At 34.1% G+C, this 13,638-nt stretch carries 11 protein-coding genes; 7 read left to right on the forward strand and 4 right to left on the reverse strand.

Annotated features, from left to right (window positions below; all coding sequences use genetic code 11):
* Positions 1–11 precede the first annotated feature (11 nt).
* From OH814_RS00930 to OH814_RS00950, 5 genes are all read left to right on the forward strand, one after another.
* Positions 12–1,475 carry a RagB/SusD family nutrient uptake outer membrane protein gene (locus OH814_RS00930; protein ID WP_308826771.1) on the forward strand — a complete coding sequence of 488 codons (1,464 nt, stop codon included), beginning with the start codon at positions 12–14 and terminating at the stop codon, positions 1,473–1,475.
* Positions 1,476–1,477: 2 nt separating this feature from the next.
* On the forward strand, positions 1,478–2,908 hold the full coding sequence (locus OH814_RS00935; RefSeq protein WP_308826772.1) for a glycoside hydrolase family 30 beta sandwich domain-containing protein: 1,431 nt from the start codon (positions 1,478–1,480) through the stop codon (positions 2,906–2,908).
* Positions 2,909–3,058: 150 nt separating this feature from the next.
* Positions 3,059–5,281 (forward strand): beta-glucosidase BglX, encoded by a 2,223-nt coding sequence (bglX, locus tag OH814_RS00940; RefSeq protein WP_308826773.1) that lies wholly within the window; start codon positions 3,059–3,061, stop codon positions 5,279–5,281.
* A 403-nt stretch (positions 5,282–5,684) separates the two neighbouring features.
* The gene (locus tag OH814_RS00945; protein ID WP_308826774.1) at positions 5,685–6,365 is read left to right on the forward strand and encodes a glycoside hydrolase family 16 protein; all 681 of its coding nucleotides are present in this window, start codon (positions 5,685–5,687) and stop codon (positions 6,363–6,365) included.
* A gap of 60 nt (positions 6,366–6,425) precedes the next feature.
* Positions 6,426–7,865, forward strand: a complete 1,440-nt coding sequence (locus OH814_RS00950) for a glycoside hydrolase family 30 protein (protein ID WP_308826775.1) — start codon at positions 6,426–6,428, stop codon at positions 7,863–7,865.
* A gap of 132 nt (positions 7,866–7,997) precedes the next feature.
* Here OH814_RS00950 and OH814_RS00955 read toward each other — a convergent pair whose 3' ends face one another.
* Positions 7,998–8,807 (reverse strand): enoyl-ACP reductase, encoded by an 810-nt coding sequence (locus OH814_RS00955; RefSeq protein ID WP_102981595.1) that lies wholly within the window; start codon positions 8,805–8,807, stop codon positions 7,998–8,000.
* A 121-nt stretch (positions 8,808–8,928) separates the two neighbouring features.
* Complete coding sequence (locus tag OH814_RS00960) at positions 8,929–9,228, reverse strand: hypothetical protein (protein WP_076558193.1); 300 nt, start codon at positions 9,226–9,228, stop codon at positions 8,929–8,931.
* Between the two features lie 122 nt (positions 9,229–9,350).
* Between OH814_RS00960 and OH814_RS00965 the strand changes: the two genes are divergently transcribed.
* The gene (locus tag OH814_RS00965) at positions 9,351–10,181 is read left to right on the forward strand and encodes a hypothetical protein (protein WP_308826776.1); all 831 of its coding nucleotides are present in this window, start codon (positions 9,351–9,353) and stop codon (positions 10,179–10,181) included.
* A gap of 40 nt (positions 10,182–10,221) precedes the next feature.
* On the opposite strand, the gene OH814_RS00970 is transcribed toward OH814_RS00965, so the two are convergent.
* Both OH814_RS00970 and OH814_RS00975 read right to left on the reverse strand, forming a co-directional pair.
* Entirely contained in the window at positions 10,222–11,076 is an 855-nt protein-coding gene (locus tag OH814_RS00970) for a nucleoside phosphorylase (protein WP_115619096.1), read from the reverse strand.
* Between the two features lie 217 nt (positions 11,077–11,293).
* Positions 11,294–11,617, reverse strand: a complete 324-nt coding sequence (locus tag OH814_RS00975) for a translation initiation factor (protein ID WP_076558200.1) — start codon at positions 11,615–11,617, stop codon at positions 11,294–11,296.
* A gap of 345 nt (positions 11,618–11,962) precedes the next feature.
* Between OH814_RS00975 and gpmI the strand changes: the two genes are divergently transcribed.
* Positions 11,963–13,504, forward strand: coding sequence for a 2,3-bisphosphoglycerate-independent phosphoglycerate mutase (gpmI, locus tag OH814_RS00980; RefSeq protein ID WP_308826777.1), 1,542 nt, complete (start codon positions 11,963–11,965; stop codon positions 13,502–13,504).
* Positions 13,505–13,638 lie beyond the last annotated feature (134 nt).

Consider the following 13,638-nt stretch of genomic DNA (forward strand, 5'->3'; position numbering starts at 1 on the left):
TTTAAATTCTTATGAAATTCAATAAAACAATATATTATTTTTTGCTTGGGGCAACGCTTACGGTGGGAACTACCTCTTGTAGTGATTATTTAGATACAGAACCACTAACTGACAGAGCAATTCCCAATACAGATACTCCATACAAAACTGCTTCTGAAGCGGAAAGTCTGATGACCACGATTTACACCGATTTGGGTAATGAATATTGGCAATTAGATTATTTCTTCAATGGTGATGCACAAACAGAAATTGCTCATGCAGGAAGTGATAACGTTCAGAACTTCCAGCTTGACGAGTATAGAATTATTGCAACAAACTCTAACGTAAACAGAGATTGGAATTACTTATTTACTTTTATTAATAACTGTAATAAAATTTTAAATTACGTAGATAATATTCCAGATCCCGAACTTACAAGCTCACGAAAAGCTGAAATGAAAGCTGAGGCGGCTATTATGCGAGCAATGTATAACTTTCATGGTGTACAACTTTGGGGAGATTTCCCTTTGGTAACAAAAGCTGTAATTGGTGTAAATGATGAAAACTTTGAAGAAGTTTATGACCAGGTTTATCCTGCAAGAAAACCTATCAATGAGGTTTATGCTCAAATTATTGCAGATTTGGAAGGAGCCTTAGCAAGTGCGCCTGCAAGTTCAAATAAATATAGAGCAACAAGAGGTTTAGCTTTATCTTTATTGGCAAAAGTTTACGCCACAAAACCAAATCCTGATTATGCAAAAGTAATTGATTATACAACGCAATTAATGGGACAAGGATATTCATTACTTCCTAATTACGATCAACTTTTTGATGGAAATCACGAAGCGAATGCAGAATCTATCTTCGAATCTAACGGAAATGCAGGAAATCTTTGGGCATGGGGATCTTCTATGTTTTACGGAACAGATTGGAAAAAATTTAATACGCCTTCATACGACATCGTAAATACTTTCAACACAGAAGGTGATAATGTAAGAAAGAATTCAAGTGTGTGGTTTTATCCGAATACAGTAAGCTGGTCAGATAATTTCTGGCAAAGCAATAATTTTCCTTTTATGTATAAAATGAGAATTACGACAGGTCACCAAAATTTCTATGTAATGAGATATGCAGATTTATTACTAATCAGAGCTGAAGCTTTAGTTCATCAGGGAAATTTTGCGGATGCAGCTACTTTGGTCAATCAAGTGAGAGCAAGAGCAAACTCAAGTTTAACTCCTGTTACAATTGCCAATACAGATGACGGAATTAATAAAATTCTAAAAGAAAGAAAATTAGAATTAGCTTTCGAAGGTCACCGTTGGTTTGACTTAAAAAGAACAGGAAAAGCAATTTCTATACTTTCACAGCAAAGAGATGCAAATGGAAATCTTCTACCTTATGTAAATAATTTAAATCAAAACAGACTATTGTGGCCAATTCCGCAGACTCAATTGGATAATAACCCGAATTTAACTCAAAATCCCGGATATTAAATATGTTAAATAAAAATTCATATAGTTTCTTTTTAAAAAGTACTGCACTGCTATTTAGCGGTGTGGTACTTTTGCCTTTATTTTCTTGTAAATCTGTAGCAAATACAGAAAACAAAGTTCAAATCTGGATGACAAAAGGTGATGAAAGCGTAAAATTACAGCAGCAAAATGCATTAACTTTTGTAAATACTTCTAATAACTTTCAGAATATTGAAATTGACGACGCTCAAAAGTTTCAATATATTGATGGTTTTGGATATACATTAACCGGCGGAAGTGTTGAAGTAATCAATCGTCTCTCACCTTCAAAAAGAAAAGCGCTTTTAAACGAACTTTTCGGAAATGACAAGAACTCAATTTCGATAAGCTATTTAAGATTGAGCATTGGTGCATCCGATTTGGATGGCGAGGTTTTTTCTTATGATGATTTACCTGAAGGTCAAACCGATCCTTCTCTTTCTAAATTCAGTTTGGCAAGAGATAAAGACCTGATTTCTATGCTAAAAGAAATTTTAGCCATTAATCCTGAAATAAAAATCATTGCAGCACCGTGGTCGCCTCCCGTTTGGATGAAAGATAATGGTAAATCGATTGGTGGAAGTTTAAAAACTGAATATTATGATGTTTACGCAAAATATTTCGTGAAATATATTCAGGGAATGCAGAAAGAAGGAATTATAATTGATGCAATCACTCCTCAAAACGAGCCTTTACATCCCGGAAATAATCCAAGTTTACTGATGGTTTCAGATCAGCAGAGAGATTTTATTAAACAAAGTTTAGGTCCGATTTTTAAATCAAATAATATCAAAACGAAAATCGTTGTTTACGATCACAATTGCAATAAACCTGAATATGCCATTAATATTTTAAATGATTCAGCAGCCAATCAATATATCGACGGTTCGGCTTTTCATTTGTATGAAGGTGATATTTCAGCTTTGAGTACTGTTCACGATGCGCATCCAGATAAAAATCTTTATTTTACAGAACAATGGACAGGTGCAAAAGGTACTTTCAATGAAGATCTAAACTGGCATACCAGAAATGTTATCATCGGATCGATGAAAAACTGGAGTAAAATTGCTTTAGAATGGAATTTAGCGAATGATACTCAATATAAACCGCATACACCGGGAGGTTGTACAGAATGTAAAGGAGCAATTACGGTTTCAGACAGTGAAAATTTCACAAGAAATGTTGCGTATTATATTATTGCTCATGCTTCAAAATTTGTTCCTGCAAATTCTCAGAGAATAGCTTCTACACAAACGGAAAACTTGGCTACGGTTGCTTTTAAAACTCCGGAAGGTAAAACGGTTTTGATTGTTCAGAATAACAATAAATCAGATGAAAGTTTCAATATAAAATATAATCAGAAAATTGCTCCGGTTACAATTACCGGAAGTTCTGTGGCAACCTATATTTTTTAAATTAGAATTTTCTAAAATTTATATTGAATAAAAACCTTCGTATTCTTTGCTAAGTAGAATGCCTTTGCAAACTTAAAAATCAAGCATTATTTGCAAAAAAATCTTTGCGAACTTTGCGTTAAAGTATAAGCTAAATAAAACTAATTATAAATGAAGAAGATATATTTCATATTAGCATTTACAGTATTCGGTTTCAATGTTTTTGGACAAAAAACAATTGATCAGAAAGTTTCTGAACTGCTGTCTAAAATGACGTTGGAAGAAAAAGTAGGGCAGTTGGTTCAATACAGCGGTTTTGAATATGCAACGGGCCCGCAAAACTCAAATTCTGCAACGGTTTTAGAGGAAATAAAAAAAGGAAAAGTTGGTTCTATGCTCAATGTTGCAGGAGCAGAAGAAACAAAAAAATTTCAGGAATTAGCTTTAAAATCTAGATTAAAAATCCCATTACTCTTTGGTCAGGATGTCATTCATGGCTACAGAACAACATTTCCTGTGAATTTAGGTCAGGCCGCAAGTTGGGATTTAAAATTAATTGAAAAATCAGAACGAATTGCTGCAACTGAAGCTTCAGCATACGGAATTCACTGGACTTTTGCACCCATGGTCGATATCGCAAGAGATCCGAGATGGGGAAGAGTGATGGAAGGTTCAGGTGAAGACACGTATTTGGGAATGCAAATTGGTTTGGCAAGAATCAAAGGTTTTCAGGGAAAAGGTCTTGGAAATCTTGACGCTATTATGGCTTGTGCAAAACATTTTGCAGCATACGGAGCAGCAGTTGGCGGAAGAGATTATAATTCTGTTGACATGAGTTTAAGACAACTTCATGAAACGTATTTACCTCCTTTCAAAGCAGCAGCAGAAGCAGGTGTTGCGACTTTTATGAATTCTTTTAACGACATTAATGGAATTCCGGCAACAGCAAACAAATATATTTTAAGAAATCTTTTAAAAGACCAGTGGAATTATAAAGGTTTTGTCGTTTCAGATTGGGGAAGTATTGGCGAAATGGTTCCTCACGGTTATGCGAAAGATAATAAAGAAGCAGCAGAAAAAGCGATTAATGCAGGAACAGATATGGATATGGAAAGCCGTGCTTACATGGCTGAACTTCCAAAATTGGTTAAAGAAGGAAAAGTTGATCCTAAATTAATTGATGATGCGACGAGAAGAATTTTAGTTAAAAAATTTGAAATGGGATTATTTGATGATCCTTACAGATTTAGTAATGAAAAAAGACAAAAGCAGCAATTAAATAATCAGGAAAACAGAAAATTTGGAAGAGAATTTGGTTCAAAAAGTATTGTTTTACTTAAAAATGAAAAGAATATTCTTCCGCTTTCAAAATCTACCAAAACTGTGGCTTTAATTGGCCCTTTTGGAAAAGAAACAGTTGCCAATCATGGTTTTTGGTCGATCGCATTTAAAGATGACAATCAGAGAATCGTTACGCAGTTTGATGGAATTAAAAATCAATTAGATAAAAATTCCACTTTACTATACGCAAAAGGAGCCAATGTTGATGATCAGGATAAATCTATGTTTGCAGAAGCTGTAGAAACGGCGAAAAAAGCAGATGTTGTGATTATGACTTTAGGTGAAGGTCACGCGATGAGCGGCGAAGCAAAAAGCAGAAGCAATATTCATTTTTCGGGAGTTCAGGAAGAGCTTTTAAAAGAAATTGCTAAAACAGGAAAACCTATTGTCTTAATGATCAATGCAGGAAGACCTTTGGTTTTTGATTGGGCTGCAGATAATATTTCGACAATTGTTTACACTTGGTGGCTGGGTACAGAAGCCGGAAATTCTATTGCAGATGTTCTTTTTGGAACGGTAAATCCGGGTGGGAAACTTCCAATGACTTTCCCAAGAACAGAAGGACAGATTCCTGTTTATTACAATCATTACAATACAGGAAGACCGGCTAAAAACAACACCGATAGAAATTATGTTTCAGCGTATATTGATCTTGATAATGATCCTAAATTCCCTTTCGGTTATGGCTTAAGTTATACTCAATTTAAATATTCTGAAATGAATATAAGCTCAACCAACCTTAAAGGAAATCAGACGTTGAACATTAGTGTAAATATTTCCAACATCGGAAATTATGATGGAGAAGAAGTGGTGCAATTATACATCAGAGATTTATTTGGAAAAGTAGTAAGACCTGTGAAAGAATTGAAAGGTTTCCAAAAAGTTTTCATCAAAAAAGGAGAAAGTAAGATAATCAACTTTACCTTAACTCCGGAAAATTTAAAATTCTATGATGATGAATTAAATTATGATTGGGAAGCTGGAGAATTTGATATTATGGTGGGAACCAATTCACAAAATGTTCAGACAAAAAGAATTAATTGGGAAAAATAAATATTAGTTGCAAGTCTAGGAGCGGGATAAACCCCGCTTTTGGCGGTAAAAAAACTAAGCGTTTTCAATTAAAGTATGTTTTTTAACGCAAAGTTTTTTATTTATTGTATTTGATTTTAAGGAGCAAAGATTTGAATCAACGATGTTGATTTTATAAAGCTAGCTTAATAAGCGACTTGTCGCAACTCTTTGCTCCTTAAAGTAAAAAGTATTTAACAAAAATCTTTGCGTTAAAGAAATAGCAATATATCAGGCATTAACTTTAAATTTTAAATATGAAATTCCAACATATTTTCATATAATAATCGGAGGAACTTTAATTTTTTCATCATTAAATTGTGCTTCAAACAAAATTGATTCAAGCAGAAAATTAATTTGGAATGACGAGTTTAATTATAAAGGATTGCCCGATTCCGCAAAATGGAATTATGATGTTGGAGGCGATGGTTACGGAAATAATGAAGCTCAATTTTATACTAAGAATCGCCTGGAAAATGCAAGAGTTGAAAATGGAAACCTTGTGATTGAAGCCAAAAAAGAAAACTGGGAGAAAAATAAATATACTTCCGCAAGACTTTTAACCAAAGGGAAATTTTCTTTTCAGTACGGAACGGTTGAAGTTCGTGCCAAGCTTCCGAAAGGTCGCGGAAGCTGGCCTGCCATCTGGATGATGAGCGAAAACATGAAAGAATGGCCGGAGGATGGTGAATTAGATATCATGGAACATGTAGGCTTTAATCAAGGCTATATTCATGCTTCAGTTCACACAAAAAAGTATAATCACATCATCGGAACACAGAAAACAGATACATTGTTTGTGAAAGATGCAAGCGAAAAATTTCATACTTATAAAGCAGATTGGACGCCTGAAAAAATCGATGTTTATATTGATGATCAAAAGTTTTTCACCTATGAAAATAAAGAAAAAACGTATGAAGCATGGCCTTTTGATCAACCATATTTCATTATTTTAAATTTGGCTGTTGGTGGATTTTGGGGCGGAAAAGAAGGAATTGATGACACCATTTTCCCACAGAAATATTACATTGATTATGTAAGAGTATACGAAAATAAACATAACTAAAATTCGAAAAAATTTTGACGGAGTGGTTTAAATTTAAATAAAAAAAAGAAGAAGAAATAAATGAAAAAGCTAATTGTAAGTTGTTTTGTAGTCGGAATGGCTTTGAATGTAAACGCACAAAACTACTGGAAAAAAAATGCAGGAAAATCTGCAAAAGTGATTTTTACCAATTCTAAAACCAACGAAAAGATGGTTGATAAAGGAATGGTAAAATTCGAAAAAATGGCTCAGCCAAAAGAAACGGATGCCTGCATTTTTGTAGATCCTGATTTTAAATATCAGAAATTAATTGGAATAGGAGGTGCAATTACTGATGCATCTGCCGAAACTTTCTATAAACTTCCGAAGAGTAAGCAGAAAGAAATTATTGAAGCTTATTATGGCAAAAACGGTTTGGGGTATACGGTTGTGCGTACCAACATGAATTCGTGTGATTTTTCAAGCGATTCATATACTTATGTTACAGAAAATGATAAAACGTTAAAATCATTCAATGTTGCACACGATGAAAAGTATAAAATCCCGATGATTAAGGAAGCTCAAAAAGCAATCGGGAAAGATTTTACCTTTTACTTTTCTCCCTGGAGTCCACCAGCTTGGATGAAATCTAATAAAAGTATGCTGAAAGGAGGAAGATTAGAAAACCCTTTTTACCAGACTTGGGCAGATTATTATATTAAATTCATCAAAGAATACGAAAAAAGAGGAATCAATGTTTGGGGACTGACGATTCAGAACGAACCTATGGCAACACAAACTTGGGAATCTTGTATTTATACGGCTGAAGAAGAAGGGGAATTCCTTAAAAATAATCTAGGACCAACACTTTGGAAAAATGGTTTTAAAGATAAAAAAGTAATGATTTGGGATCACAATCGTGATTTGATCTACCAAAGAGCAACCACAACCCTGAGCGATCCTGAAACTTCAAAATATGCACACGGAATTGGCTACCACTGGTACGAAACATGGAACAATAAAACGCAGCTATTCGATAATTTATCAGAAACTCAAAGAGCTTTTCCGGATAAATTTTTAGCATTTACTGAAGGTTGTAAGGAGCAATTTGATATGTCTAAAATTTACGATGTAAGTTTAGGTGAGTTGTATGGAAGAAATATGATTAATGATTTCAATAAAGGAACCGCTTTATGGACAGATTGGAACGTTCTTTTAGACGAAACTGGCGGACCAAATCACGTTGGGAATTTCTGTTTTGCTCCGATTATAGCAGACACAAAAACTGGAGAAGTTCATTATACTTATGAATATTATTACGTGGGTCACGTTTCAAAATTCATTAAGCCCAATGCTCAAAGAATCGGGACTTCATCGAACAGAGCAGCTTTAACATCAACAACTTTCATGAATGAGAACGGACAGTTGGTCACCGTAATCATGAATGATTCTGATAACGACATCGATACTAATCTTTGGATCGAAGGAATGTCTGCAAAATTATCTGCACCTGCACATTCTATTCAGACTGTAATTTTATAACACTTCATATTAATATTTTTAATTAAAATTCGGGGGAGCTTTTGGTTCCGCCGAATTTATTTTCTAATATTTCAAAAAAAAATCCGAAACATTTTTGTTTCGGATTTAATTTATTTAGAGTGAAAATTTCACTTATTCAACATCATATTTGCTGATTACTTTCTGAGTAACTCCAGAGCTACTGAATCCACCATCATGGAAAAGATTCTGCATCGTTACTTTTTTCGTTAAATCAGAGAAAAGAGTTACGCAATAATCTGCACATTCAAGCGCCGTAGCGTTTCCAAGTGGAGACATATCTTCAGCATATCCTAGGAAACCACCGAAACCTTTCACACCGCTACCTGCAGTAGTTGGAGTAGGAGACTGAGAAACTGTGTTTACACGTACTTTTCTTTCACCCCAATAGTTTCCGAAAGTTCTTGCAATACTTTCAAGATACGCTTTGTTATCAGACATATCGTTATAATCCGGGAACGTTCTTTGAGCAGCAATGTAAGTTAAAGCTAAAATACTTCCCCATTCGTTCATACAATTCTTTTCGTAAGCTACTCTCATTACTTTGTGGAAAGAAACCGCTGAGATATCCCAACCTTTTTCCAACCAATCGTAGTTCATTTCTGTATAATGCTTTCCTTTTCTCACGTTGATAGACATACCAATTGAGTGAAGAATAAAATCGATTTTACCAAATTTTGCAACAGCCGCATCAAAAAGTTTTTCAAGATCTTCAATAGAAGTAGCATCTGCACCGATCACTTCAGAACCTGTTTTTTCGGCTAAACCGTTCAATTCTCCCATTCTAAGAGCAATAGGAGCGTTTGACAGGATAAATTCTGCGCCTTCTTCGTGGCATCTTTCTGCAACTTTCCATGCGATAGATTGTTCATTAAGGGCTCCAAAAATAATTCCCTTCTTGCCTTTAAGTAAACCGTATGACATAATTTTTTAATGTTTATTAATCCACAAATGTAGCAATAATTTGTGTTTAGAACATAATAAAAAACGAAGCCTTCCTAAAAAGACTTCGTTTTTCTTGATAATATATAAAAGACTAATAAACTTAGTTAGTTTTTTTGTTCCATTCTGCTTTCACATCTTCTGCAGCATCTTTGGTTTTTTCCCAAGCATCATTTGCTCCGTCTTTGATGTCTTCCCATGTGTCAGCAGCATTAGCTTTTACCCTGTCTAGCCATCCTTCCTGATTAGCCTCTTCGTCATTATTTCTTTTTTCGTTGATATAATCTCTGGCTTTGTCTGCCAAATCACTTACTTTCCATTTTGCATCAGTTGCTGCATTTCTTAAAGAATTTTCAGTGTTGTCTACAGCTTTTTCAGCTTTGTTATAATCCTGGTTTTCCATAATGTCAATATTTTAAGTGTTATACTTATAGACTACGCAATAAGCATTCCTAAATAATTTAATAAAAGTTAAAAAAATCATAATTTTTTTTATATTTGATTTTAATAAAACTATAATCAATTATGAATGGTAAAATACTATTGTTATTACTTTGTCTTGGGACAGGGAAAATCTTTTCTCAACAATATTATGGAAAAAAACAGGTGAATGATCAGCCAAAAGCTGAATTTATATTGGAAGACGGCACAAAAGTAAATGGCTTTTTTGTCGGGTACAATTATCCAAACGGTACCTATCCCGGTTTCTTTGATAAAGATAACATCTACAGTTTTGAATATAAAAAAACACCAGGTTCTTCTGCAGAAAAGCTAAGTGCTAAAGATGTAAAATCTCTAAAAATATTTGATGATCATGATGATGTGACAAGCGCCATTGAAAGATTAGACATGAAGTATGTAGATAAAAACGGCAAAGTCGAAGACAAAAGAAAAAGATCTTTTCAGCCATTGCTATATGAAGGGAAGATTCAGATTTATGGTTCTAATATAGACATTTGTACAAATTCAATCTGCAATTATGCATATTCAGAGTTTTATATCAGAAATGCAAAAGACGATTTTGCTTTAATGCCTGTAGATTACGATAAAATGAGCCTGTTCAGTATTGGCTCAATGTACGACAGAATGGTGCAGAGTTTTAGATATGCAGGAAGAAATTGTCCCGATTTTCAAAAATATATGGATTCTTTTGAAGCTAAATTGGAAGATAAAGCTTTCAGAAAAGAAATTAACGAAAGATTTAAACAAGTCCGTAAACAGGCTTATGACGATGCGAAAAAACAGGGCTATAAACACAATCAAACGCAGCAGGTTATCGGAGACTATATGCTTCGTGCTTATCTCGAATTTTACGCTGGAATTATAAAAGAATACGAAAAAAATTGTCCGTATTAACAGAACTAAAAAAGGATTGCGCATTGCAATCCTTTTTTTATTATTTTATGATTCTGTCGAGAACCCATTCTATCAGATTCTTTTCAGAAGCATGATGATCTGATGAAAATTCACCACGTCTTCTGTTGGCAATCACATTGTTTACGGTGATTGCTTTGTGACCCAACAATTTTGAGAAAGCATAAATTGCAGAAGTTTCCATTTCAAAATTGGTAATTCCTAACTCATTTAAAGTTTCAAGAAATTTATCATCTAAAGCTTTTAAACGAAGCTGTCTTCCTTGCGGAGCATAAAACCCGGGAAAAGTCGCTGTATTTCCGTGATATTTTGCGTCTTTGTATAATTCGCCCAATTCTTCAGACCATTCCGAGAAATAAAGCATCGGTTTAATCTTTTCGTATGGGAATTTTTCATAGAAATTCTTCGAAAACTCATTTTCAAACTGATAATCTTGGTAAAAATGCATCAAACCGTCAAGTCCTACAACATTTTGAGTCACCAGCATATTATCAACCTGCACATCAGGGTTTACACTTCCGCAGGTTCCCATTCTGAATAGTTCTAATGTTTGATGTTCAGATTTAAACTCCTTTTGTTTCAGATCAATATTTACCAAAGCATCAAGCTCGTTCATTACAATATCGATATTCTCGGTACCAATCCCGGTGGACATCACAGAAATTCTTTCACCACGCAAAGTTCCTGTGTGGGTATAAAATTCTCTTTTATTTTTTTTGACGTCTACTTTATCAAAGTATTTTGAAACTTTTGGAACTCTGTCAGGGTCACCCACCAAAATTATTTTGTTGGCAATATCTTCCGGTAACAGATTAAGGTGATACACACTTCCGTCTTCATTCAGCACCAATTCTGAAGCTGCAAGTTTATTTAGCATAATTATTTTATTAAAAAAGGAAGGTGAAGATAAGAATTTTGTTTTGAAAAAGGAGATCTATTAAAAGATAATCTTTATTTAATTTAAGATTAAAATTCCGGTAACATAGAAATTCTAGATTTGCGTTTTAATAATTACACTTTCTCTTTTGCTGTCGTCATGTTCTTTGTCGATGGCAATTTTTTTTATTAAAACTTAAAATACTCCGAAAAGTACTTTAACCGCCGACTCTTTTGGTTTTGTAACCCAAATCTTTTAGAATAGCCATAATTTTATCGCGGTTATCTCCCTGAATAATTATTGTTCCGTCTTTTTCAGAACCGCCGATTCCTAGTGTGGTCTTTATTTTTTTTGAAATCTTCTTCAGATCGTCTTCACTGCCTTCCCAACCTTCCACAATAGTTACAGGTTTTCCGTTTCGTCCTTTCTTTTCAAATTTACACACCAAAGGTTCTTTCTGTTTGAATTGTTCTTCGGGCATTTGAAAATCCTGCTCTTCATGTTCAGGAAAAAGGTTTTTTAGTTGATCTCTTAAATCCATAAAACAAAATTAAAAATAATATTTATAATTCAGGATAAATTAATTCAATCGCAATTGTCATTTTAAAAATCTTCTAAATATTTACAATCTATTATAAATGAAATTCTTGGTATTCGTTTCTGAGTAGAACGTCTTTGTGAACTTAAAAACAGTGAGTCGTTAAAAATCTTGGCAACCTTTGCGTTAAAATTAAAAATTATACAATAGCGAATAATCAATAAGAATTCTAAGTTAAATTCAATATCTGAAATAGTTTTCTATAAACTTTTAAGCAAAATTTAAACCTTGAAAATTCTTCAATTTACTTTAAAATCGATAAATTTGTTTGCTTAAAAATCAAATTAAATGTCTAAAAAAGCAATATTAGCAATACTTGACGGTTGGGGTTTAGGAACAAATCCTGAAGTTTCAGCATTAGCTCAGGCAAATACACCATTTATAGATAGCTGTTATCAAAGATTTCCACATACCACATTAGAAGCAAGCGGCTTGGCAGTGGGTCTGCCGGCCGGACAAATGGGAAATTCTGAAGTGGGACACATGAATTTGGGAGCAGGAAGAGTAGTGTACCAGAATTTGGTAAAACTGAATATGGCTGTCGAAAACGGAACTTTAGGACAGGAAAAAGTAATTCAGGAGGCTTTTGCTTATGCAAAAAGAGAAAATAAAAATGTACACTTTATCGGATTGGTTTCCAATGGGGGAGTACATTCACATATCAATCATTTAAAAGGACTTTTGTCTGCAGCAAAAGATTTTGGTTTACATGAAAACGTTTATGTACACGCTTTTACAGACGGTAGAGACTGCGATCCTCATTCGGGATTTGGCTTTATTGAAGAACTTCAAAATCACATGTTGCAAACTACAGGAAATCTCGCATCAGTTACGGGAAGATATTATGCGATGGATCGTGACAGAAGATGGGAACGTGTAAAATTAGCTTACGATGCAATGGTTGAAGGAGTGGGTTTACAAATAACCAACGCACTTACAGCTATAAAAGCTTCTTACGACGAAAATATTACTGATGAATTCATCAAGCCTATTATTCTGGTTAAAGAAACTCAGATTGGAAACGTAGTTCCTGTGGGAAAAATCGTTGATCATGATGTAGTAATCTGCTTTAATTTCCGTACAGACAGAGGTCGTGAGATTACAGAAGTTCTTTGTCAGCACGATATGCCTGAATATTTCATGCGAAAGCTGAATCTTCATTATGTTACACTAACCAATTACGATAAAACGTATCAAAATGTAAACGTCGTTTTTGACGAAGAAGTTTTGAAAGATACGATGGGGGAAGTTTTGGAAAGAAACGGAAAAACCCAGATCAGAATAGCTGAAACAGAAAAATATCCTCACGTTACATTTTTCTTTTCAGGAGGCCGTGAAGAAGAGTTTCATGGTGAAAAGAGATTGCTTTGTCCTAGCCCGAAAGACGTTCCAACTTACGATCTGAAGCCAGAAATGTCAGCGTATGAGATTACCAATGCAATCTTACCAGAACTGGAAAGCGAAACAGCAGATTTTATTTGTTTAAATTTTGCAAATACCGATATGGTAGGTCATACAGGAGTATTTGAAGCCGCTGTAAAAGCAGCAGAAACGGTAGATCATTGTATCGAAAAAGTAGCAACAATGGCTTATGAACACGGGTATGCGGTTTTCATTTTAGCAGATCATGGTAATTCTGATGTAATGATTAACGCAGATGGTTCTCCAAATACACAGCATTCAACCAATTTGGTTCCTTTAATTGTGATGGATAAAGATAAAAACTGGGATTTGAAACCAGGAAAACTGGGTGATATGGCTCCGACTATTTTATCGATCATGGGTGTTGAAATTCCTGCAATTATGACAGGAGACATTTTAGTGAGTTAGTGAATAATAATATTGAAAAAATGCCGTTAATCTAATGATAGCGGTAATCTCTTATGATTTATGTCAGAGATAGTATGAGTTACATATTATATTATGCCACAAATAACAAATAAATCATATCTTTGTAAATTATA

Source organism: Chryseobacterium sp. CFS15 (assembly GCF_031118795.1).
GTDB classification, from domain to species: domain Bacteria; phylum Bacteroidota; class Bacteroidia; order Flavobacteriales; family Weeksellaceae; genus Chryseobacterium; species Chryseobacterium indoltheticum.

What these genes read in the sequence shown, in the direction of transcription:
- OH814_RS00955 (WP_102981595.1), bottom strand. Translation starts at nt 8,807, where the DNA reads ATGTCATACGGTTTACTTAAAGGCAAGAAGGGAATTATTTTTGGAGCC.
- OH814_RS00965 (WP_308826776.1), top strand. Translation starts at nt 9,351, where the DNA reads ATGAATGGTAAAATACTATTGTTATTACTTTGTCTTGGGACAGGGAAA.
- OH814_RS00970 (WP_115619096.1), bottom strand. Translation starts at nt 11,076, where the DNA reads ATGCTAAATAAACTTGCAGCTTCAGAATTGGTGCTGAATGAAGACGGA.
- OH814_RS00960 (WP_076558193.1), bottom strand. Translation starts at nt 9,228, where the DNA reads ATGGAAAACCAGGATTATAACAAAGCTGAAAAAGCTGTAGACAACACT.
- OH814_RS00935 (WP_308826772.1), top strand. Translation starts at nt 1,478, where the DNA reads ATGTTAAATAAAAATTCATATAGTTTCTTTTTAAAAAGTACTGCACTG.
- gpmI (WP_308826777.1), top strand. Translation starts at nt 11,963, where the DNA reads ATGTCTAAAAAAGCAATATTAGCAATACTTGACGGTTGGGGTTTAGGA.
- bglX (WP_308826773.1), top strand. Translation starts at nt 3,059, where the DNA reads ATGAAGAAGATATATTTCATATTAGCATTTACAGTATTCGGTTTCAAT.
- OH814_RS00975 (WP_076558200.1), bottom strand. Translation starts at nt 11,617, where the DNA reads ATGGATTTAAGAGATCAACTAAAAAACCTTTTTCCTGAACATGAAGAG.
- OH814_RS00950 (WP_308826775.1), top strand. Translation starts at nt 6,426, where the DNA reads ATGAAAAAGCTAATTGTAAGTTGTTTTGTAGTCGGAATGGCTTTGAAT.
- OH814_RS00930 (WP_308826771.1), top strand. Translation starts at nt 12, where the DNA reads ATGAAATTCAATAAAACAATATATTATTTTTTGCTTGGGGCAACGCTT.